Here is a 19,882-nt window from a genome sequence, read left to right as displayed (position 1 = left end):
GGTATGACTACGGTAAGATAGAAGAGCCTGGGCCATTTCCAGACGGTACTTCCACAAGTATTTTTAGATGGTCTTTCCAGAAAGCAAACAAGGCGGTAATGGTAATAATGAGACTTTCGACAGATTTCACCGTAATCCCTGAGGATTATGGCAAACAGGCAGACGATAGCAAGAAAACAGACGGAATTCCGGTCGTATCTTTTCCCTTCTATATCAATGGGATTAATCCTCAGGCCCACTACCTGCACTGGGAGTTTGTAGATGATGATTCCATTCCTGTCTGTGGTTTTCAGTGGATTCATTGGTCAGTAGCTAATCTTCCCCTGGATGCCCTGATGTATGATTTCAACGATTCTCAAGCTTTGCAGATTCCTGAAGATTTCTCCCGCCAGCTTCCGGCTATGATTCCGGAGGCGGTCCAGGGCCGCAACTCACAGGCTTCTCGCTTTGTGGGGTCTGTCAATCCATCTGTATTTCAGCGTTACAACGGCCCCCAACCTCCGGATCGGCCGCATGATTATATGCTGACCGTTTATGCTACCATTGATCCTCTGCTTAATCTGAGGGAAGGATTCTGGTTGAGTGAGCTTCGCGATGGGCTTAGGGCCAGCAGGTCTGTGGTGGATTCCGATGCCATGTGGCTGACAGGGGAAAACTGATCAGCAGGTGGCAAGACAGTCGGGCAGCAGAACAGATTAGTCAGCAGAACAACAAAAAAGCAAAATCGTCAATAACCAGTACAACGTAGTCATTAGCTAGAATAAAGGAGAAAAAAATATGGCATGCACCACCATTCTCGTGGGGAAAAACGCCAGCTATGACGGATCGACCATTATTGCCCGCAATGAGGATTCTCCCAACGGGGAATTTACGCCTAAAGAGCTTCTTGTGGTGAATCCTCAGGATCAGCCCAGGGTCTATAAGTCGGTCATCAGCCATGTAACAATTGAGCTTCCTGATAATCCTCAGCGTTATACTGCCGTTCCTGATGCCCTGCGGACTCAGGGAATTTGGGGATCTCACGGGGTTAATGCCAGCAATGTAGCTCTAAGCTGCACCGAAACAATTACCAGCAATGAGCGGGTTTTGGGGGCTGACCCCCTGGTTGAGCTTCAGCCGGCACAAGGCAAGGAAGGTGACCCTGATTATCAGCCTGAAGTTCCTGGCGGAATTGGGGAGGAAGATATTCTAACCCTGGTTTTGCCTTACGTTTCTACTGCCCGCCAGGGAGTTAAACGGTATGGGCAGATTTTGCATGATTATGGCACCTACGAGATGAATGGGATTGCCATTTCTGACGTCAATGAAATCTGGTGGGTGGAAACTGTGGGAGGCCATCACTGGATTGCCCGCCGGGTTCCTGATGACAGTTATGTAACCATGCCTAATCAGTTTGGAATAGATGAGTTTGATTTTGATGATGCTCTGGGAGAACAAGAAGAGTTTATGTGCTCAGAGGATCTGCCGGAATTTGTCGAGGATAATCACCTGAATCTGGCCCTGGAGAGCACCAGTCCTTTCAACCCCCGCTGGGCTTTTGGCTCTCATTCCGATTCTGATCATGTCTACAACACCCCCCGAGCCTGGTATATGCAGCGCTATTTCAATCCTCTGGATGCTTCCTGGGATGGAGAAGATGCTGATTTTACTCCTGTCAGTGATGATTTGCCCTGGTGCCGTCAGCCTGATCACAAGATCACTATTGAAGACGTCAAGTATATTCTCAGCGCTCATTACCAGGGAACTCCTTACGATCCCTACGGGAAATTGGGTACTCCTGCAACCCGCACCCTTCTGCGTCCCATTGGCATTAACCGAACCAACCACCTTTGCGTCATCCAGCTGCGCCCCTATGCTCCTGAAGTTTCCCGGGCTATTCAGTGGACTGCTTTTTCTTCCAATGTTTTCAACGCTTTGATTCCGGTTTATGCCAATGTTGCTGAAATGCCTGCCTATTATCGAGGCGAGGGAGAAGATCCCAGCACAGATAACTTCTACTGGGCTAACCGCATTATTGCTGCTTTGGCTGATGCTCGTTTTCACGACAACGCCGCTTTTGTTGACCGGTATGTAGAAAAGGTAGGCGGTCTGGGCTACGCCATGATTGCTGCTACCGATGCGGCAGTGAACGACTTGGTTGGATCCGGCAAGGCGGCAGCTGATGAAATGGATAATCCTGCTGTTCGCCAGATTTTGACTGAGGCTAATCAGACCTTTGCCCAGAAGGTCCAGAAGGAAACCAATAAGCTCCTCTCTCAGGTTTTGTATACCACCAGTATGGGGATGACTAACGGCTACCACATGTCCGATAATTAAAATCACCACCGGTCCAGTACTGAAAATCAGAAAGGATCACAATCCACAATGACCCAGCACACTATTCCTGGCCATCAAGCCAGTCCTGCTCTAGAGGCGATTTTCCGGTCCCATCCTGATTTTGCTGCCTTTGTTGCTCCTTATGGAGATCTGTATAAGGTTGATGCTTTTGGCTATTTGCAACAAGCTGCCAGGAAGGCTCAGCTGGCGGAGAAAACTCAGTCAGCGGAGAAAACTCAGTCAGCGGAGAAGGCTCAGCTCGCTGAGCAGGGGGAAAAGAAAAGGGGCGCTGTTGTTCTGGTGACTGCTGATACCCCTTTGAAAGCTTCCCGGGGTGAAGGGAAGACTACAACTACCATTGCCCTGATTGATGCTCTTCGTGCCCGCGGAGTGGATGCTGCTGCAGTTCTGCGCCAGCCCAGCATGGGTATTACAGCTGCTGGGTCGAAAGGCGGGGCATCCGGCGGCGGCAAGGCCAGTCTGGCACATGCTCAGCTGGCTGATTGGGGTCTGACCGGGGAGATGAGCAGAATAGCGGATGCTCAGAACCTCCTGGTCGCCTTCTGCGAGAAAGCTGTTGACGATGGCATTCTGGACCGGATTTTGATTCCCCGGGTGTCTGAGACTCCCTCCCGATCTTTGCGGCGGATTGCAGTTGACGCAGGCAAGCTCGAAGAGAAAACCGTCATCACTCCTGCCAGCGAGATGATGCAGATTGTGGTTTTATCCCGCAGCCAGGAAGAGGTCAGCCGGAGGGTGAGGGGAATGATCGCCGGTACCAAAGCCGGCAAGCCAGTTATGGTCGCTGATTTTGTTGATGTTGACAGGATTGTTAATGTTCTGGGCAACGCTCTGCAGCCTGCTTATATGGAGACTGTCCAGGGCAGCCCGGTGTATATTCACTGTGGCCCCTTTGCCAATGTGTCCCTGGGAATCCCGGGCCTGGCAGCTATTGACCTGGCCTGTGCCTTGCATGATCTGGTGGTGGTAGAGGCCGGCTATGGAGCAGATGCCGGTGCTCAGAAGTGGATTGATGTTGCAGCCCGTGAATATGGGGCTCAGTGGCCGGCTGCCGCTGTGGTGGTCACCAGGGCCAGCACCTGGCAGGATGACCCAGCCCTGCGGTGGCGTTATCCTTTCCATGTCCGTCGGCTTGAGGGATTAGGCATTCCCACTTTCCCCCTGATTAACCTCTGGGAAGGCGAAGACAGCCACATTCCTGCCCTCCGCCAGACTGCTCAGTCTCTGGGCTTCCGTCAGCCGATGATGGGTAATCTCTTCCGCGATGGGGGAGAGGGTATTGCTAATCAGCTGGATGATTTTCTTTCTGCTATTTCTGCCCAGCACCAGTCAAGTATTTCCATCAGCCAGGATTCTTCCAGCCGCAAAGGCAGACCTATCATGGATAATCTGTCCCAGATTATTTCTGAGGCTTATGGGGTTCCGGCTGAACGCATTAAAAGTAAAGATGGTTTTGACCAATCCCTGCATGAGGCTCGGGATCTTGCTGCTCAGGCAGGTCTCAACCTTGATGATTTGGCTGTCTGTGCTATTAAGTCTCCGGCAACTATGACTGATAATGATGCCTTGCCTGAGGGTCAGCGCACGGTAACCCTGAAGAAAGTTTCTATCAATGCCGGTTCCGGTATTGTGGGAGTTAATCTGACAACCTCTCTGACCACCCCCATGCCCAAGATTGTCTAGATAGGGCCTGTTTTTACTCTCACTGCGCTCTTATCTGCAAAGCAGGCTGAGCAGCTGCTCTGTCTCCTCTGTTGCGCCCTGAGTGCAACACACGGAGTTTGCAATAGTCCAAATTGTGAGTATAGTAAGAACTCGGTTACTTGGCTGTATAAAAATTAGGTATGAAGCCAAGACTGATATGCCCCTTTAGCTCAGCTGGCTAGAGCAGCGGACTCTTAATCCGCGTGTCGAGGGTTCGAGTCCCTCAGGGGGCACTTTTTTGTGCCACGGTACCAGCTCAAGCTCATCTTTCTTTGTCTGCGTGTTCACACTAATATAGTTTTTGACGTTTCAATTATTTACTATGTATCATGGTGCAACGCGCATCATGGGATGGGAAGGAAAAATGACAGATCCGTTATGGACCCGTGTATTGGCTGAATGCGTCGGCACAGCTATTCTGGTACTCTTTGGCAATGGTGCTATTGCCGCATCTACCCTCAAGGGGTCCAAGGCCCGCGGTGCCGGCTGGTTGAATGTTGCTTTGGGATTTGGCGTGGCAATTGGCCTGCCGGTTATGCTTTTTGGAGGCATTTCCGGCGCTCACCTTAATCCTGCTATTACCCTGGCTGTGGCTATTTTTGGACAGTTCTCCTGGGCTGAGGTTGTTCCTTATATCCTGGGTCAGTTGGTTGGTGCTGCTGTGGGCCAACTGATTGTTTTCGCCATGTATCAGCCCTACTTCGAGCAGGAAGAGGATGCTGACACCATCTTTGGCGCTTTTGCCACCACCGATGCCAACAATTCTGCTCTGAACTACTTTATCAGTGAGTGCGTGGCAACCATGCTTCTGGTCTTGGGCATTTTTGGATCCCTGAACCTGGCAGGCAAGACTTCCAAGGCTGCTGGTTTCATCATGATCGTTGCCCTGGTCGCTGCCCTGATTGCTTCCATGGGCGGTCCTACCGGCGCTGGTATGAACCCCGCCCGCGATCTAATGCCTCGTTTGCTTCACCAGATCCTGCCTATTTCTCACAAGGGTGAATCCCACTGGGCTCAGGCCTGGATTCCAGTTGTAGCTCCTATCGTGGGTGCTATTCTGGGCTATGGAATTTATACTCTTTTCATCTAAATTTTCTGGATTATGATAAGTGCCAGTCCACCATTGGGCTGGTGAGTAATCTTGGGGGGCCAGCCAAGCTGGCTCCCTCTTTTTTGTTCCTTTTTTATTCCGTTCGGTTTTTGTTTTTTGCTTTCTGTTTCTTTTGTGGTTTGCTTTTTCCTCAATCTGATATACTGATGACACTTTGCCTGGAAAAGACGGGAGCTTCAGATGGTATCACTTAATGATGCATATCCTAATGACACTATGGGGAAAAGGTCCAGTCGTTTCCGGGCACTGATGACCCAGGTGCCGCTTGCTCTGTTTTCTCTTCTCCTCGTTCCGCTTTTTCTCCTGTCTGCCTGTTCCCTTCCAACGGTGAAAGATAAGGGGGAGGAGGCTGATGGGAAGGGGTATCATCAATCAATTATGTCCCCTGATGAAAGAGAGCACCAGGCCTTTGCCCGTCGGGCTGCTGCTTTGAATAAACGCAACCGGAGTAAACTGACGGGAACCTTGTCTTTTGCCCGCCTGCCATCATCGTATGGGTCTGTTTTAACGGCAGGGAAAAGGGGAAAAGTTGAGAAGATATCGTACTCAACTACCTATCAGGGCAAAAGGTATCACAAACAGGCTCTGGTCTACTTGCCTCATGGCTATGGAGAAAAGAAATGGATGCGCTATAACGTCATCTATCTTTTGCATGGTTTTGGGGGAAGCATTACCTCTTACCTGTTCTGGCCGCATGACGGGGGAGGGAAGAATGCCGGTTCTTCATCCGGATTAAGTGCTGCTGCCCGTCCCAGTAAGATTCAGTCCCTCCTGGACCATGTGATGGCAGATGGCCGTATGAATCCGGCTATTGTAGTTTTCCCTACTTATTACCCAGATCCCAGTTTTCGCACAGAAACTTATCTGACCGACGGTCCCTTAGTGAAAGCTTTCGCTCAGCATGAATTCAACCATGATCTGGTGCCTGCTGTAGAAAGCCATTATCAGACGTACAGCAGGCTGCTCGATTCCGCCGGGCAGAAAGCTTCCCGGACTCATCGGGCTTTCGGCGGATTCTCCATGGGAGGAGCCGCAACCTGGTACTCCTTTCAATACAATCTGAGCACTATTTCTTACTTTCTGCCAGTCGCTCAGAGCAGTTGGGCTTTGTATCCTCATGGGGGTCTGACCGATCCCTCTGGAACTGCTCGGATTTTGGCTGATACTGCTGGGAATTCTAATGATTTTCTTATAGCTGGCGGTGCAGGAAGCGATGATGTTGCCTCAATCACTATGGAGAAACAAATCACCGCTATGAGGAAACAGGGGAAGGCTTTTAGCACAAGGAATCTGGAGTTTGGCAAAGCTGATGGCCAGGGGCATACAGTTGATGCTTTTGCCACTGTCCTGTACAACGTACTGCCTTTTATGTTTATTAACACTAAGTTCTAGAATCTAGTTAAGTTCTAGAATCTAGCTTGAATCTAGAATATAGGCTGATTCAGGTCTGAGGGATGAAACCTGATGAGTCAGTGCAGGGCTCATTCTGGCCGAGTAAGGCCCCCGGGGTATGGTTGGGACCATGACGGCTTATTTGGAACACAAGGATCTGACTAGAAGGGATATTAGTAGTAAGAGAGCAGACCAGATTGCAGAGAATGTTCATCGCTGTCTGGATTCTCTTGCCCAGGCGGCTGATCAGGCAGGCCGCAGACCATCTGATGTTCAGCTTTTGGCTGCAACTAAAACCAGAGACGTAGGCGAGATTATGGCAGCAGTCACAGCTGGAATTACCCTGATAGGGGAGAATCGTCCCCAGGAAGTGGTTCTTAAAGGGGGAGCAATCAGGGCTGAATCCACTTCTCCCTTGGGCTTTCATCTGATTGGCCAGTTACAAAGCAACAAAATCAACAAAATTCTGCCTTATGTCGATACGATTGAGTCTGTGGACTCAGCTTCCCTGGCGAGGAAAATTTCCGACCGAGCCCTAGCTGCGGGGAAGACTGCACGAATTTTCCTGGAGGTCAACGTTTCCGGAGAGGAATCAAAATCTGGCTGTCAGCCCCAGCAGGTGGGACAACTGGCTGACCAGATAGCTTCTCTCCCTGCTCTTACCTTGGCTGGGTTGATGACTGTGGGCCCTCATGTGACCGATGAATCCGCCATCCGTCATGCATATTCTGACTTGCGCCAACTGCGGGATGGCCTGCTGGAACAAAACGACCCTGCCTGGGCTTCCTGTACCGATCTGTCGATGGGTATGTCCCAGGATTACCCCCTGGCCGTGGCTGAGGGAGCGACCATTGTTCGCCTGGGAACCGCCATCTTTGGTCCCCGTGCCTTTGTTTAAGAGTACCTTTGCCGACCTCAAGTATTCCCAAAGGTATCCCTCAAGTATTCCGAAGGGTATCCTTAAGGTTATTTCCCATACTTCTTACCGCGTTTGCGCTTTTACTGATCGGAGCCGTTCGTGTGCTCAGGTTATTCTTAGAATATGAGGATCGCGCGTTTTAGTCATGATGACCTTGTTTCTTATGCCTTTGTTCAGAAGGATGATTCCGATGGCAGGGACTACCTGGTTGAGTTATCCGGCTACCCCTTTGGGGCTGATACCGTGGAGCCCACAGGCAAACGCTTCCCTGTGGACGCGGATGGGGTTCGCCTTCTGGCTCCCCTTATTCCTTCCAAAGTTTATGGTCTGGCTAAGAATTACAGGATTCCCACCGATGCTCCTGATGATGCCCTCCTGGCCCGGCAGGCAGCGCAGGAGCCGGCAGTCATCTTCACCAAACCCTCTACCTCGGTAATTGGCCCAGATGATCCTATCGTTATCCCTCCCTTTTCCAGGAAAATGAATTTTGAGCCTGAACTGGCTGTCATTATTGGCCGAATTACCAAAAATGTGTCTGAAAGTGACGCTATGTCACATGTTCTGGGCTATACCTGCGTCAATGATGTAACCTTGCTGGATGTTTCAGCTGAAGATCCTACCTGGACCCGAGCCAAGGGTTTTGATACTTCCTGTCCTCTGGGGCCTTGGATTGAGACTGATCTGGACTATGCCAATGCGCATATTTCCTTTACCCTTAATGGTCAGGATGTTCCCCAGGCCCAGGGTACGACTGCTTATCTGATCCATTCCATTCCTGAGCAGATTTCCACTATTTCTCATTTTTCCACCCTCTTGCCCGGCGACGTTATTATGACAGGAACTCCTTATCCTGCCGGAACCCTGAAGCCAGGCGATGAGGCTATTGTTACCGTGGAGGGAATAGGAAGTCTGCGCAACGTTATTGTTCAGGGTGGTAAATAAATGTCAGAAACACCAAATAAGCGGTCTTTTATGCCCAGGTCCGAGGTAAGAGTTGCTCTTTTGGGGGTAGGTACTGTCGGCTCCCAGGTTGCCCGTATACTGGCAGTTCACGGCAACCGTTTGTCCCGTTTGATTGGCGCTCGCTTGAGGCTGATCGGCATTGCCTGCCGCCGTCCTGCCGATGTGAGCGATCAGTGGATTGACAAGAGTCTGCTCACCGATGATCCGGCCAGTCTTTGCCCCCAGGCTGATGTTGTTATTGAAGTTATGGGTGGGTTGGAACCGGCCCGCAGCCTGATGATGTCAGCCTTTGAAAACGGAGCTTCGGTGGTCACTGCCAACAAGGCTCTTCTGTCGCGCGACCTAAAATCCTTGCAGCAGGCGGCTTATGATCATCATGCAGACCTCTATTATGAGGCAGCTGTTGCAGGAACAATTCCAGTGGTCCGGGTTTTGAGGGAATCTCTGGCCGCCGATCAGATTATCAGCATTTCCGGAATTGTTAACGGAACTACCAATTATATTCTGGACCAGATGGCCTTGAAGGGAATAAGTTTTGATCAGGCTCTTGCCCAGGCTCAGGAGCAGGGGTACGCTGAGGCTGACCCCAGTGCCGATATCGATGGGTATGATTCAGCGGCGAAAGCAGCAATCATGGCCTGCCTGGCATTTGGACAGGAGATAAAGCTTGACGATGTAGATGTTGAGGGGATTCGGTCTGTCAGCCAGGCAGATGTGGCTGCTGCTGCTGCCAGAGGAGAAGTTATTCGCCTTCTGGCTTCAATCAGCAGAGATAAGCCTGGCAGCAAGAATGGCTCTGACTGCTACACTCCTGGATCATCTTTCCCTCTGCATGTTTCTGTGAAACCGGTAACCTTGCCCAAAGATCATGAACTGGCAGGCATCCACGGGAGCTATAATGCAGTCGCCATTAAAGCCCGTTACGCCGGTGACCTCATGCTAACTGGGCTGGGAGCGGGAGGAGAACCTACGGCATCTGCGGTGGTGAGTGATCTTATTACCGTTGCCGGTAATAAGGTTTCCGGGGTCGTTTCCCCGCCTATACCTCTTACTTCCTTATCCGGTTCAGACTGCAGTGCAGAAATATCTGCTAAAAATTACGGTCAGGGGGTGTAAGCTGTGGCTATTTCATCTGATGTTGTATCTGTGAGCGTTCCGGCAACTAGTGCCAATTTGGGGTCTGCTTTTGATGCTGCCGGCCTGGCTGTGGATTTGCGCAATGAAGCCACTTTCGAGCTTCTTCCTTCCACAGATGTTGATATTACTGTCCACGGACAGGGTGCTTCCAGTCTTCCTAAAGACAGAACCAACTTGGTAGTTTCTTCTTTTTACCGCGCCTGCGATGTTTTCAATGTTTCTCCCATGGGTTTAAGAATAGAGATGACTAATCGTCTTCCTCTCAGCCGGGGTCTGGGCTCTTCAGCTTCTGCCATTGTCTGCGGGGTAGCTGCTGTGGCTGCTTTTGGAGATTATGATTTAACTCAGACTGACGTGAGGGCAGCTATTTTTGAGCTGGCGTCTGAGATTGAGGGTCATCCCGATAATGCTGCTCCCTGCATTTACGGGGGTCTGACCTTTTCCTGGAATCGAGACGGTTTTCATACGGTTTCGTATCCGGTCAGCAGTCAGGTAACAATCTGCCTGTTTATTCCTGATTTTGAGCTTTCTACCGATGAGGCCCGTCAGGCTCTGCCCCTGTCTGTTCCCTATTCTGATGCTGTATTCAATCTTAACCGTTCTGCTCTTCTTCCTCATGCCCTGGCTTCAGGTCAGCAGGATGAGCTTTTTGACGCCACTGATGATCTGCTCCATCAACAGTATAGGGGGGCTTTGATGCCTGAATCGTTCGAACTGGTAAAATCCTTAAGAGCTCAGGGTTTTCCTGCTTTTATTTCTGGAGCCGGCCCTTCTGTAGCTGTGCTATCTGCCGACCTGGATTCACCTGAAACGATTCAGTTTCTGAAACAGACTGCTGCCAGCTCAGCTTCGGCGGACCACTGGTCTTTTTTGCAAGCTCAGATTGATACTCAAGGGGTTGTGGCCCATGCTGCCTGATACCATGCTGCCTGATAAGGTTCAATTTCAGGGGAAAAACCCTGGCCCCCTCCCCCTTATCTTGGCTTCCCAATCCCCTTCCCGCCGCAAGCTTTTGCTTACAGCAGGGATTCGGCCCACTATCAGCGTCTCTCATGTTGACGAGAATGCGGTTGTAGCCCAAACTGCCGCAGACCGCATGATAGATCCGGTCGATCTTCCAGCCCGGGATCGGGTTCAGGTTCTTGCTCGGGCTAAGGCTCAAGCGGTAGCCAGCCGGTATTCAGATATTCATAAGGCTGTTCTTTCCACGGAAGGGAATAGGGAGGTCTATCGCCCTTATGGCATAGATCCCACCTCTCAGAGGAGCTCTCACTCTCAGACAGGCTCCACCTCTCAGAAGGACTTCCGCTCTTTTCAACCTCTCCAAGATTTTCTGCGCATTCACCCTGGTTTATCTGCATACCCAGAGGTTTATGGGGCTGGCCCTTTGGTCATTGGTTCTGATTCCCTGTTCGAAATAGGCGGTACCATATATGGCAAGCCTCATACTGCCCAAATTGCCCGTGACCGCCTGCAAGCCATGCGGGGATCTACTGGTATTTTATGGACTGGTCACTGCTTGATCGATCCCTATTCGGGCAGAAAAGCAGAAGCAGTCAGCAGGGCAGAAGTCCATTTTGCTGATTATTCCAATAAAGAAATTGATGCTTATATTGCAACAGGCGAACCCCTGGAGGTGGCAGGATGCTTTACTCTGGAGGGGATAGGGGCAGCGTTTATCGATTCCATCCACGGCAGCCCCAGCGGAGTCATAGGACTCAGCCTTCCCTTAGTCAGATCTTTAGCCTCGCAGTTGGGAGTCTCCTGGACAGATCTGTGGAATATGGCTGTAAGCCGTCCTGCCGGGAGTTCTGAAGAAGACCATAGCCAGAGCAAAGGTAAGAACCTTAGCCGTGACTATCTGAGCGGTCAGGACAGGCGGGCTGCTGTTGACGTTCCCTCAGACAACATCACTCAGCCCGGTGATGGCTGGATTCCCTGCGTGTGCGGACACAAGCACTGGGGAACCAACGGAGCAGCTGGAGTTTTGTTGATCAGGACCGACCCGGTGACTGGTCAGGCTACTCATATTGTTATGCAGCATAGGGCAGCGTGGAGTGCTGAAGGTGGAACCTGGGCAATTCCGGGCGGGGCTGTGTCTGAGGGGGAAAATTCTGTCGAAGGGGCCCTGCGGGAGGCTTGGGAAGAGGCAGGCATTGCAGCTAATGATATTTCCATTGTGGGAGCTTATGATGAAGACCATGGGCCATGGAATTACACAACAGTATTTGCGGTAGAAAAAGAGGGGCATCAGGTGCAGCCTTATGTGGGTGATGATGAAAGCATTGAGATTACTTGGGTTCCTCTGGATGATGTAAACAAGCTCAATTTGCTCTCTGCTTTTCGCAGTGATTGGCCTCATTTCCGTGAGCTAATTAGGAAAATGGCAGACAAACGAGCAGCAGCCGGACACGCTGTAAACAGGCAGTCCGCATCTGGACAGGCGGCTGCATAATGACTTCCTTCGTCAGCTCCCTCCAGGGTTTCTTCATCATTGGTGTTGTTATTGCTGTTGGATATATAGTTGCCCGTTTACGCATTGGTGGCTCTACCATCGAGATGGTTTTTCACAAGTTCTCCTTCTTCGTAGCCAATCCTTGCCTCATGTTTACTATTCTGTCAAAAGAAAAGCTTGATACGCTTTTTGACAGGACTATTATTGTTGCCTTTGGATCTGCCCTGGCTGTTGGTCTGATCTTTCTGATTATCAATGCCCTAGTTTTTAAGATGGGGCCTCCGGATGCTACTATCGGCGTGCTTAACTCCCTCTATCTGAATTCCAACAATATTGGTCTGCCGGTCGCAACGTATATTTTGGGCAGACCCACCTTGGTGGCCCCCATTTTAGTCATGCAGCAGGCTCTCTTTACCCCTATTGCCCTGACTGTCCTGGATGCTACCACCCATGGGAAGATCTCAGTCAAGCGGGTTGCTACACAGCCCCTGCGCCAGCCGCTTTTGATCGGGTCTCTGGGAGGTATTGCCATATCAGCTATCAGCGAGTCTGCCGGACACTACATCATTCCAACCTTCATCATCCAGCCCATTTCCATGATTGGTCAGTGTGCCGTCCCTATGATTCTTATGGCTTTCGGCGTGTCTTTGCACGGCAGCCGGCCTATGAGGAAAGAATCCAATAGAGCTGCCACCGTGACTGTGTCGGTGCTGAAACTGCTGGTTATGCCCACTATTGCTTTCCTCCTTGCCTGGTTCATGGGCTTTAGAGGAACTGTTCTGTATGGATGTGTGGTTTTGGCTGCTCTGCCCACAGGGCAGAATATTTATAATTATGCCTCTCAATATAACGCAGGAATTGCCTTCGCTCGCGATGGGATTCTTGTCACTACTGCAGCCTCTCCCATCATTATTGCTATTATTTCCCTGCTCCTGGGGTAGGGTAGTCGGACTCTTATGGGGTTTTATGAAGTTTTATGAGGTTGTACTTTTATGAGGTCATACTCACAGCGAAAATTCATACATGCCCAAACTATCTTCAAATACGGGTATTAAACTTGATGGGTATTAAACTTGTACAGGTCAATAATGGGGGGTATAAGAGCATGAGTAACTCGAGCGAAACCAGTCTCACTCGCGACGAGGTGAAAAAACGAATCAGCCAGGTGGCTCAGACGCGCTGTCAGGGACAGCTGTTATCCAAAGCTTTGGATGGGGTCTTCGGGAAGGCTTTCGATAAAAACTTTTCTTACTTTGGTCAGCTGGGGTATTTTTATCAGCCCGACAGCACAAGCTTTACCCTCTGGGCGCCAACCGCCTATTCAGTAAAGTTGAATATTTATGAGTCGTACGATCAGATGGCTTTGGCTGACAGGACCGTATCCATGTCCAGGAAGAGCCGAGGGGTTTGGCAGACTACGGTAACTGAAGACCTCCAGGGCAAAGCCTATGACTTCACCCTTGAATTTCTGGACGGTGCCCGGACTGTTTCACCTGACCCTTATGCTCGGGCTTGCATTGCTAATGGTTATCGATCTGTTATTCTGTCGGATCAGTCCATGCGGCCGAATGGCTTTCCTGTCCATCCCAGGGAGCGCTCCCTGTGGGCATCCAGAACCATTGATCATGCCGGTGCGGCTCACGATCCTATCGTAGAAATGCATATCAGGGATTTCACTATTTCTGATTCCAGCGGAGTGGAGCGGCCTTTAAGGGGTACTTTTCTGGGGGCTGTTCAGCGGGGAACTCATACCCCCTTAGGCAGCCCGACTGGTTTGGATTATCTCCTGTCGCAGGGGATCCGCTATGTTCAAATCCTGCCTATGTATGATTACGGTACGGTAGATGAGCTTCAGATCCACCGCGATTTTGGCACCCAGTACAATTGGGGTTATGATCCGGTAAATTACAATGTCCCCGAAGGATCCTATTCGACGGATCCTGCCAATCCTTCTTCCCGTATTCTGGAAATGAAGCAGATGGTAGACAGTTTCCAAAAGGTGGGCATTCGGGTCATCATGGATGTGGTTTACAACCATGTATACGATGCCGAAACCCATCCTTTCCAGCTGACCGTTCCTGGCTACTTCTTCCGTAGAAACAGGGATGGGAGTATGTCTAACGGAACCGGCTGCGGCAATGACCTTGCTTCTGAAAGAACCATGGCTCGTAAATATATAGTCGATTCTGTAGTCTACTGGGCCACTGCCTACCATGTTGACGGTTTTCGTTTTGATCTCATGGGTAATCTGGATATTGACACTATGAATGCTGTCCGCAGGGCTTTAGACGCGATTGACCCCACCTTGACCATTCTGGGAGAGGGCTGGGATCTGAACACTGCTCTCCCCTTAACTTTACACGCCTCTCAAACCAATGCCCATCGCCTGCCCAGGATTAGTTTCTTTAACGATACTTTGCGTGATGCCATTAAAGGAGACACTTTTGAGGCTAAGAAGCCGGGCTTTGCGGCCGGCAGCCAGGGCCAGGAGAAAATTATCGCCAGTGAAATGCTGGGCGGGTATTATCAGCCTCACTATTTCCTTGATGCTTCTCAAAGAGTGCAGTATGTTGAGGTTCATGATAATTTTACCCTTTTTGACAAGCTGTCGATCAGCCTGCCTGGAGAAAGCCTGCCTCGTCTGCAAAGACGCTGTAATTTGGCTACGTCCATGATCCTTCTCTCTTTAGGGATTCCTGAAATTCAGTTGGGTCAGGAGTTCTTAAGGACAAAAAACAAGATTGAGAACAGCTACAAATCACCTGACACAATCAATTCTATAGACTGGTCCCGCAGCGAGGATTTCCGCAGTAGTGTTCAGTATGTCAAGGATCTGATTGCTTTCCGCCGTACTTGTCCTTATCTGTCAATGACCGACTATCAGCAGATTTCTCATCATGTTCGCATACTTAGGCAGGACGCGGGGCTGGTCGCTTTTGAATATTTTGACACCACTAAGAAAAATGAATCTTACGTCATGATTTTCAATGCCACAGACCAGTCTCAGCAGGTGGGTGATATTGATTCGGGGGTCTGGCAGATTGTAGTCAGCGATGGGCATGTTTGGCCCTACTCTTCCCTGCCCAAGACATACCGTCTGGCAGTTGATGATCAGTGCGAGGTGGGTCCGCTTGATACTCTGGTCCTGCGGTCCACCTATAAGCAGTGATTCTTTTGTCCATCGGTAGGTCAGTTAGATGGCGAGACAGATGACAAAATATATGGCAAGACGGATAGCGAGACAAAAGGCAAGACCCGCCGAGTGGCGAATTTCTGCTTACCCTTGTACAATATAGTTTCGTTGCCCCTTTAGCTCAACGGTAGAGCAGCGTCCTTTTAAGTCGTGGGTTGTCGGTTCGAATCCGACAGGGGGCACAACTGAGAAATCAAAGAATCATCAAGAAGTGTCGCTGGGAAGTGTCATCGGCTTTATATTAAAAAAGCTTGCGGCTTTGTAGTGTGCCAGGTTACTGTGCATTCATCTTTTGGTCAGGTTCGTGAAGAGTCCACGAGGCAAGATAACTGCGGGTGGCCACTTATCTTTCCTTGCCGTAGGGAATGATTACCACTGGCAATAAGCAGTAAGGACAGCCTGTTATACCTGCCTCGAGGAGGGGAGAGCGATAATAAACCAGTCGATGCTATCCATTGTTCTCTCCCTTGACCCTACTACCATAAACGAGCGAGTTTTCCGCTAGAAACAGAACTTATATACATCATTATGCATGAGCTTTAGAATAACACATGTGAAAGTTGCTCTTATCTATGCATATCCGAACGACAAGGGATATAATCATGCTGTCTATGATGCAGTTAATAGAGGCCTGCATGCTAATGCAAATGTTGACGAAATTTCTGTAATTGACCTATATCGTGACCATTTCAACCCGGTGCTTTTTTCGATGAGACGCATAGAAGAAGAGATTTAATGAATGATCCAGAAACGAAGAAATATAGCGATGTTATCACTCGATCGGATATTTTAATCTTTGTTTACCCTATTTGGTGGTCTGGTATGCCCGCTTCTTTGAACCAGATTACGGGAAAGTACTTCACCATCAAATCCTCGGCATTATGTGCGGGATTAAAACAGTGAAGCATCACCAAATGTCGTATTTGAGGGGGAGTACTCTTAAATCGAGGCAACGTTTTCTTCACAAAATTCATAATTATGCGATACACCTTAGATAACACCTGGTTAACCAGTCTGGTTGTTGCACCTATGGGATAACACAGTGAGCTACTATATTTCTTTCTTGAAAAGAATGCAATGCCACTCTTCATTGGCGTGAGTTATGGCGTGTTGTTGAGTATACGGATTGTCGTACGATTGTAAGCATACTGAATGGAGCATATGATAATGAGTACTACTGTTATTAAAAATAAAACTATTTCTACTCGGGTTACTTCTGATGTGAGCGAACGAGCGAAGGCTAATTTGGCTAAACAGGGGCTTACTGTTTCGGAATATGTGCGTTTATCGTTAGTTAAGGCTGCTAATAATGAGGTTAAGCTTGTGAGTTTTTTGGATTCGCCCGAGGCATTGGCTGCGAAAAAGGAGGCTGAGAATGGTCAGGTAGAGACTGTGGGAACTTTAGATGATTTCAATGAGTGGATTGACCGGATTGATGCAGATTAAAACAACCCGGTTGTTTAATCGTCAGGTGAAGAAGCTAGCTAAAAAGCATTTCCCGGTTAAAGTTTTAAAGCCTTGTGTGCGGGGTATTGTTGATCATGATGAAGTGGTTTTACGGCGGATTAAGGATCATGCGTTGCAGGGTAGGTGGAAAGGGTATCGAGAGTTTCATCCTTCTCGGTATGGCAATTATGGGCATTCCTATGATGGTTGGGTGGTTGTTTATCGTTTAGACCTTGATGAATTAGTTTTGCTGCTCGTAGCAACTGGTTCCCATGAAATTCTGGACAAATAAACCACCAACAGTTATTAAAAGTCGTCAGGCCACGTATTTGGCGACTTCTAGCGGGCTATTTCTCAATGGTGATTAGGTGAGTTTCTGGCTGAGGAAGGGTGTGCTGTCACAGTTGACTGTGAGGGTTTCCCAGTCGTCTTTGTATAGTGCTTTTATTTGGCTGATGGTTTGGAGTATGACAGATACGCTGATGTTTCGGTTGCGCATGGTGCTGATGATGTAGAGGACTGTTTTTCTTTATGACTTCCTAGCTAAAACAATGGATGTTTCTCGTGTTTACCGATTATGTATGAATCCTGCTATGGATTATGGATATTGCCGGGGCTAAGTCGCTTTCCTTCCTTATGTCGCTTTATATTTTTATATTGTTTAAATTTTGTCCTGCTCGTTTAAGAAGGCCGGGAATCTGTGAAAAGTCACTGAACTTTTTCAAACAAGATTACGGCTAAAGTGCAGCCATGCTCAGTATGAAAAGAGTGTACCCTATATCCTTGAGCAGCCTGGTCATTAATCACGTCTTCCACTGCGGTTAACCGTAGAGGGGAAGGTTCAACGGAAAAAAGTTTATTTTTGGGATTTATTTGCACTTTTATAACTCTGTAGTGATCTTCAAAACTAAAAGAGTGATTTAAAGATGATGTCTGCTGACCCCAGGATTGCCCGGCATTCCCTTGATTTTCTCCTGACAATTGGCCTTCATAATCTCGCATATTGAGCCCTTCCTATGCTATATAACCAATATAAAGATAACAAATATGAATAATAATACTATAATTGTAGATGGACATGATTAGACTACTTATACTAAAAGAACTAAAAGACCGACTGAGGAAAAGGCGTGCATTGAGTAGTCCTCAGCAGTCGGTTGTTAACTATGTTAACTATTACTGGCTTCTCAGTGCTCCGATCCTGAATTCGGCAAAAATTGTTGTGATAGGAAAACAGGCCTCACCCAACTGCATAGATTAAAATAAGAATCGGCGTAATTCCAAGGTTTCAATTTTTTTACTGTGCAGTTGGGTGAGGCCTGTTTCCCTATCAACCTCTTTAGGAGGGGAATCGAAAGATAATGTATTATCAACTTTCCCCATTTTTATGCGAAGGACTCCAGTAAAGTAGCCATTTTTGGAATTTAATAGTGTTCGTTTCCCAGAGAGTGCAGGGTTGAATGGAGAAGTTTAAAAAGTCGAGGTCGAAGATGAGGTCGATAGGGTTGTAGGTAAGGAAAGGAGTAGAGTGCAACGCTGAATGCGAATGCAGGAGCCAAAGGTGGGGAAAGATAAAGCGGTTGTGTGGTGTATATTTTCCTGCGCGGTGGATAGAACATTTTGCTGCTATGCTTGTTGTTATGATGGGCGTTAAACCCGTATGATTTCTGCGTATGATTTCTGCACATGTGTTTTTATGAGTATGCTCTAATGAATGCATTTTCATACTCGTTGTGCTGAATAAGTCCAAGGAAGTTAGAACCCCTTAAACGGTTCACGAAAAATAAATCTATTCGATATACCCGATGGCTGAGGTGGTAAGAAGCATGGTAGACAACGTTTTCACTGGTAATTTCGAGAATGTTCCTGCGGCTAATCGCGAATATGCTGTACAGAATAATCACTATATCCCCAATTTTTATGCACTCATTCCAGCTGGGGGAGTAGGGTCCCGCCTGTGGCCGCTCAGTCAGCCGGACAGGCCTAAGTTTCTGTATGACCTGACTGCCAGCGGCAAGACTATGCTGCGGAGCACTTTTGCTCGTCTGAGCATGGTAACCCCACAGGAAAATATCTTAGTATCCACTGGTTCCCGGCATGTACCAGCAGTGTGTGCCCAGCTGCCAGAGCTTCGGCCAGCCAATATTGTTGCAGAGCCTTCCGGTCGTGACTCCATGGCTGCCATTGCTTTAGCTACGGCAATTTTGGCCAGGAGGCATGGTGACAGGATTATTGTTGGCTCCTTTGCGGCAGATCACGTGGTTGCGGATCCGGCAGAATTTGCCCGGGTACTTGCTCAGGCAGCAGCCCTGGCAGAGGCCGGTTATATAGCGACCATAGGCATCAGGCCAACGAATCCTTCCACCGCTTTCGGCTACATTCACCAGGGTCAGGCGCTGGGGTCTGTTGCTGGTGCGCCAGACGCTTTTGCAGTACAGGAATTTGTGGAAAAGCCGGATGCTACCCGGGCACAGAAATACTGCAGAACCGGGGAGTATGCCTGGAATGCCGGCATGTTTATTATGCGGGCAAAAACTTTGCTGGATGATCTGCACCGGCTTTTGCCCCGCATGTACGATCAGGTGAGTGCAATTGCCCGCATGTGGGATGGCCCCCAGGATCAGAAAGAAGAAGCATTAACCCGAATATGGCCCCAGGTTGAAAAGATCGCTTTTGATTACGCCATCGCTGAGCCAATTTCGCGAGAGTCTGGGGTGGCTATGGTTCCAGGGGATTTTGGCTGGAACGATATTGGTGATTTTGCCTCCCTGTCTGCTTATGTGCCTCCGGTTGATGGGGATGATAACCGGCTGCTGGCCATGTCAGATTCCGGCTGCCGCCCCAGGATCATCAGCCTTGGTTCAACCCACAATCTGATAGTTGTCCAGGAAGACAGCAGCCTACGGGGCAGCTGCTCCTCTGCTGCAGGAAAACCCGACAAGGGGGAAACCGACAAAGAGAAAAACGGCCAGGAAAAAACCATAGCCTTAATAGGCATGGAAGATATGGTTGTGGTGGAAACGCCGGAGGCTCTTTTAATCATGCCTAAATCTGCGGCTCAGGATGTCAAAAAAATATCCGAAATCCTTAAAAATCCACCAAAAAAGTGATTTTTCTGTCAAGGCGAGTGTCCTTTAAACCTTATAAAATAGTAAAAGTAACCGGGCAGCTCATGATGGCTCATGATGATGGCTGAGCCGGCTGCGTAGGGCAGCCGCTGTGGGC

18 protein-coding genes, 2 tRNA genes and 1 pseudogene are annotated in these 19,882 nt (G+C 49.1%); 19 read left to right on the top strand and 2 right to left on the bottom strand.

Translation table 11 applies throughout. The annotated features are described in order from the left end of the window. The first annotated feature begins 107 nt into the window (after nt 1–107). The 18 genes from SCIP_RS06655 to SCIP_RS06575 all read left to right on the top strand — a co-directional run bounded on the left by SCIP_RS06655 (nt 108) and on the right by SCIP_RS06575 (nt 16,949). Nucleotides 108–659 carry a YbhB/YbcL family Raf kinase inhibitor-like protein gene (locus SCIP_RS06655; protein WP_006293469.1) on the top strand — a complete coding sequence of 184 codons (552 nt, stop codon included), beginning with the start codon at nt 108–110 and terminating at the stop codon, nt 657–659. A gap of 118 nt (nt 660–777) precedes the next feature. After that, entirely contained in the window at nt 778–2,316 is a 1,539-nt protein-coding gene (locus SCIP_RS06650) for a C69 family dipeptidase (protein WP_006293471.1), read from the top strand. A 48-nt stretch (nt 2,317–2,364) separates the two neighbouring features. Beyond that, nucleotides 2,365–4,020: a formate--tetrahydrofolate ligase gene (locus SCIP_RS06645; RefSeq protein ID WP_006293472.1), complete on the top strand. Its 1,656-nt coding sequence runs from the start codon at nt 2,365–2,367 to the stop codon at nt 4,018–4,020. 180 nt (nt 4,021–4,200) lie between these two features. Next, nucleotides 4,201–4,274: transfer RNA gene (locus SCIP_RS06640), tRNA-Lys, on the top strand. Between the two features lie 131 nt (nt 4,275–4,405). Next, nucleotides 4,406–5,131 (top strand): MIP/aquaporin family protein, encoded by a 726-nt coding sequence (locus SCIP_RS06635; protein WP_040591255.1) that lies wholly within the window; start codon nt 4,406–4,408, stop codon nt 5,129–5,131. Nucleotides 5,132–5,332: 201 nt separating this feature from the next. Further along, nucleotides 5,333–6,544 (top strand): alpha/beta hydrolase, encoded by a 1,212-nt coding sequence (locus SCIP_RS06630; RefSeq protein WP_115672852.1) that lies wholly within the window; start codon nt 5,333–5,335, stop codon nt 6,542–6,544. A gap of 130 nt (nt 6,545–6,674) precedes the next feature. Continuing rightward, nucleotides 6,675–7,442, top strand: a complete 768-nt coding sequence (locus tag SCIP_RS06625; protein WP_040591383.1) for a YggS family pyridoxal phosphate-dependent enzyme — start codon at nt 6,675–6,677, stop codon at nt 7,440–7,442. 144 nt (nt 7,443–7,586) lie between these two features. Then, a complete protein-coding gene (locus SCIP_RS06620) occupies nt 7,587–8,405 on the top strand; it encodes a fumarylacetoacetate hydrolase family protein (RefSeq protein WP_006293476.1) in 819 nt (272 codons plus the stop codon). Beyond that, a complete protein-coding gene (locus SCIP_RS06615; RefSeq protein ID WP_006293477.1) occupies nt 8,406–9,542 on the top strand; it encodes a homoserine dehydrogenase in 1,137 nt (378 codons plus the stop codon). Between the two features lie 3 nt (nt 9,543–9,545). Further along, on the top strand, nt 9,546–10,481 hold the full coding sequence (gene thrB, locus SCIP_RS06610; RefSeq protein WP_040591257.1) for a homoserine kinase: 936 nt from the start codon (nt 9,546–9,548) through the stop codon (nt 10,479–10,481). Continuing rightward, a complete protein-coding gene (locus SCIP_RS06605; protein ID WP_231288036.1) occupies nt 10,471–12,018 on the top strand; it encodes a Maf family protein in 1,548 nt (515 codons plus the stop codon). The genes thrB and SCIP_RS06605 overlap by 11 nt, the downstream gene beginning before the upstream one ends. Beyond that, on the top strand, nt 12,018–12,959 hold the full coding sequence (locus SCIP_RS06600) for an AEC family transporter (RefSeq protein WP_006293480.1): 942 nt from the start codon (nt 12,018–12,020) through the stop codon (nt 12,957–12,959). Before SCIP_RS06605 ends, SCIP_RS06600 begins: the two co-directional genes overlap by 1 nt. A 164-nt stretch (nt 12,960–13,123) precedes the next feature. Next, the gene (gene pulA, locus SCIP_RS06595; protein WP_040591259.1) at nt 13,124–15,187 is read left to right on the top strand and encodes a type I pullulanase; all 2,064 of its coding nucleotides are present in this window, start codon (nt 13,124–13,126) and stop codon (nt 15,185–15,187) included. Nucleotides 15,188–15,321: 134 nt separating this feature from the next. Continuing rightward, nucleotides 15,322–15,393: transfer RNA gene (locus SCIP_RS06590), tRNA-Lys, on the top strand. Between the two features lie 371 nt (nt 15,394–15,764). Next, nucleotides 15,765–15,947 carry an NAD(P)H-dependent oxidoreductase gene (locus tag SCIP_RS08425; RefSeq protein WP_050752391.1) on the top strand — a complete coding sequence of 61 codons (183 nt, stop codon included), beginning with the start codon at nt 15,765–15,767 and terminating at the stop codon, nt 15,945–15,947. Then, nucleotides 15,947–16,114 (top strand): NAD(P)H-dependent oxidoreductase, encoded by a 168-nt coding sequence (locus SCIP_RS08420; RefSeq protein ID WP_269208291.1) that lies wholly within the window; start codon nt 15,947–15,949, stop codon nt 16,112–16,114. The genes SCIP_RS08425 and SCIP_RS08420 overlap by 1 nt, the downstream gene beginning before the upstream one ends. A 264-nt stretch (nt 16,115–16,378) precedes the next feature. After that, nucleotides 16,379–16,657, top strand: coding sequence for a type II toxin-antitoxin system RelB/DinJ family antitoxin (locus SCIP_RS06580; RefSeq protein WP_006293482.1), 279 nt, complete (start codon nt 16,379–16,381; stop codon nt 16,655–16,657). Beyond that, a complete protein-coding gene (locus tag SCIP_RS06575) occupies nt 16,617–16,949 on the top strand; it encodes a type II toxin-antitoxin system mRNA interferase toxin, RelE/StbE family (protein ID WP_231851924.1) in 333 nt (110 codons plus the stop codon). The genes SCIP_RS06580 and SCIP_RS06575 overlap by 41 nt, the downstream gene beginning before the upstream one ends. Before the next feature lie 90 nt (nt 16,950–17,039). Here the strand turns inward: SCIP_RS06575 and SCIP_RS07870 are convergent. Together SCIP_RS07870 and SCIP_RS06570 are read right to left on the bottom strand one after the other, a co-directional pair. After that, nucleotides 17,040–17,168: pseudogene (locus tag SCIP_RS07870) on the bottom strand (TraM recognition domain-containing protein); the annotation flags it as partial. Between the two features lie 197 nt (nt 17,169–17,365). Then, nucleotides 17,366–17,659 carry a hypothetical protein gene (locus SCIP_RS06570; RefSeq protein ID WP_040591261.1) on the bottom strand — a complete coding sequence of 98 codons (294 nt, stop codon included), beginning with the start codon at nt 17,657–17,659 and terminating at the stop codon, nt 17,366–17,368. An 824-nt stretch (nt 17,660–18,483) separates the two neighbouring features. On the opposite strand from SCIP_RS06570, the gene SCIP_RS06565 reads away from it, so the two are divergent. Further along, complete coding sequence (locus SCIP_RS06565; protein ID WP_006293484.1) at nt 18,484–19,767, top strand: mannose-1-phosphate guanylyltransferase; 1,284 nt, start codon at nt 18,484–18,486, stop codon at nt 19,765–19,767. Nucleotides 19,768–19,882: the final 115 nt, after the last annotated feature.

Source organism: Scardovia inopinata JCM 12537 (assembly GCF_001042695.1).
GTDB classification, from domain to species: domain Bacteria; phylum Actinomycetota; class Actinomycetes; order Actinomycetales; family Bifidobacteriaceae; genus Scardovia; species Scardovia inopinata.
This window is presented reverse-complemented; position numbering and strand designations above follow the sequence as displayed.

Excerpts from the sequence above, each read along its gene's own strand:
- SCIP_RS06655 (WP_006293469.1), top strand. The coding sequence starts at position 108 with ATGAGACTTTCGACAGATTTCACCGTAATCCCTGAGGATTATGGCAAA.
- SCIP_RS06650 (WP_006293471.1), top strand. The coding sequence starts at position 778 with ATGGCATGCACCACCATTCTCGTGGGGAAAAACGCCAGCTATGACGGA.
- SCIP_RS06645 (WP_006293472.1), top strand. The coding sequence starts at position 2,365 with ATGACCCAGCACACTATTCCTGGCCATCAAGCCAGTCCTGCTCTAGAG.
- SCIP_RS06635 (WP_040591255.1), top strand. The coding sequence starts at position 4,406 with ATGACAGATCCGTTATGGACCCGTGTATTGGCTGAATGCGTCGGCACA.
- SCIP_RS06630 (WP_115672852.1), top strand. The coding sequence starts at position 5,333 with ATGGTATCACTTAATGATGCATATCCTAATGACACTATGGGGAAAAGG.
- SCIP_RS06625 (WP_040591383.1), top strand. The coding sequence starts at position 6,675 with ATGACGGCTTATTTGGAACACAAGGATCTGACTAGAAGGGATATTAGT.
- SCIP_RS06620 (WP_006293476.1), top strand. The coding sequence starts at position 7,587 with ATGAGGATCGCGCGTTTTAGTCATGATGACCTTGTTTCTTATGCCTTT.
- SCIP_RS06615 (WP_006293477.1), top strand. The coding sequence starts at position 8,406 with ATGTCAGAAACACCAAATAAGCGGTCTTTTATGCCCAGGTCCGAGGTA.
- SCIP_RS06605 (WP_231288036.1), top strand. The coding sequence starts at position 10,471 with ATGCTGCCTGATACCATGCTGCCTGATAAGGTTCAATTTCAGGGGAAA.
- SCIP_RS06600 (WP_006293480.1), top strand. The coding sequence starts at position 12,018 with ATGACTTCCTTCGTCAGCTCCCTCCAGGGTTTCTTCATCATTGGTGTT.
- pulA (WP_040591259.1), top strand. The coding sequence starts at position 13,124 with ATGAGTAACTCGAGCGAAACCAGTCTCACTCGCGACGAGGTGAAAAAA.
- SCIP_RS08420 (WP_269208291.1), top strand. The coding sequence starts at position 15,947 with ATGAATGATCCAGAAACGAAGAAATATAGCGATGTTATCACTCGATCG.
- SCIP_RS06580 (WP_006293482.1), top strand. The coding sequence starts at position 16,379 with ATGAGTACTACTGTTATTAAAAATAAAACTATTTCTACTCGGGTTACT.
- SCIP_RS06575 (WP_231851924.1), top strand. The coding sequence starts at position 16,617 with ATGATTTCAATGAGTGGATTGACCGGATTGATGCAGATTAAAACAACC.
- SCIP_RS06570 (WP_040591261.1), bottom strand. The coding sequence starts at position 17,659 with ATGCGAGATTATGAAGGCCAATTGTCAGGAGAAAATCAAGGGAATGCC.
- SCIP_RS06565 (WP_006293484.1), top strand. The coding sequence starts at position 18,484 with ATGGTAGACAACGTTTTCACTGGTAATTTCGAGAATGTTCCTGCGGCT.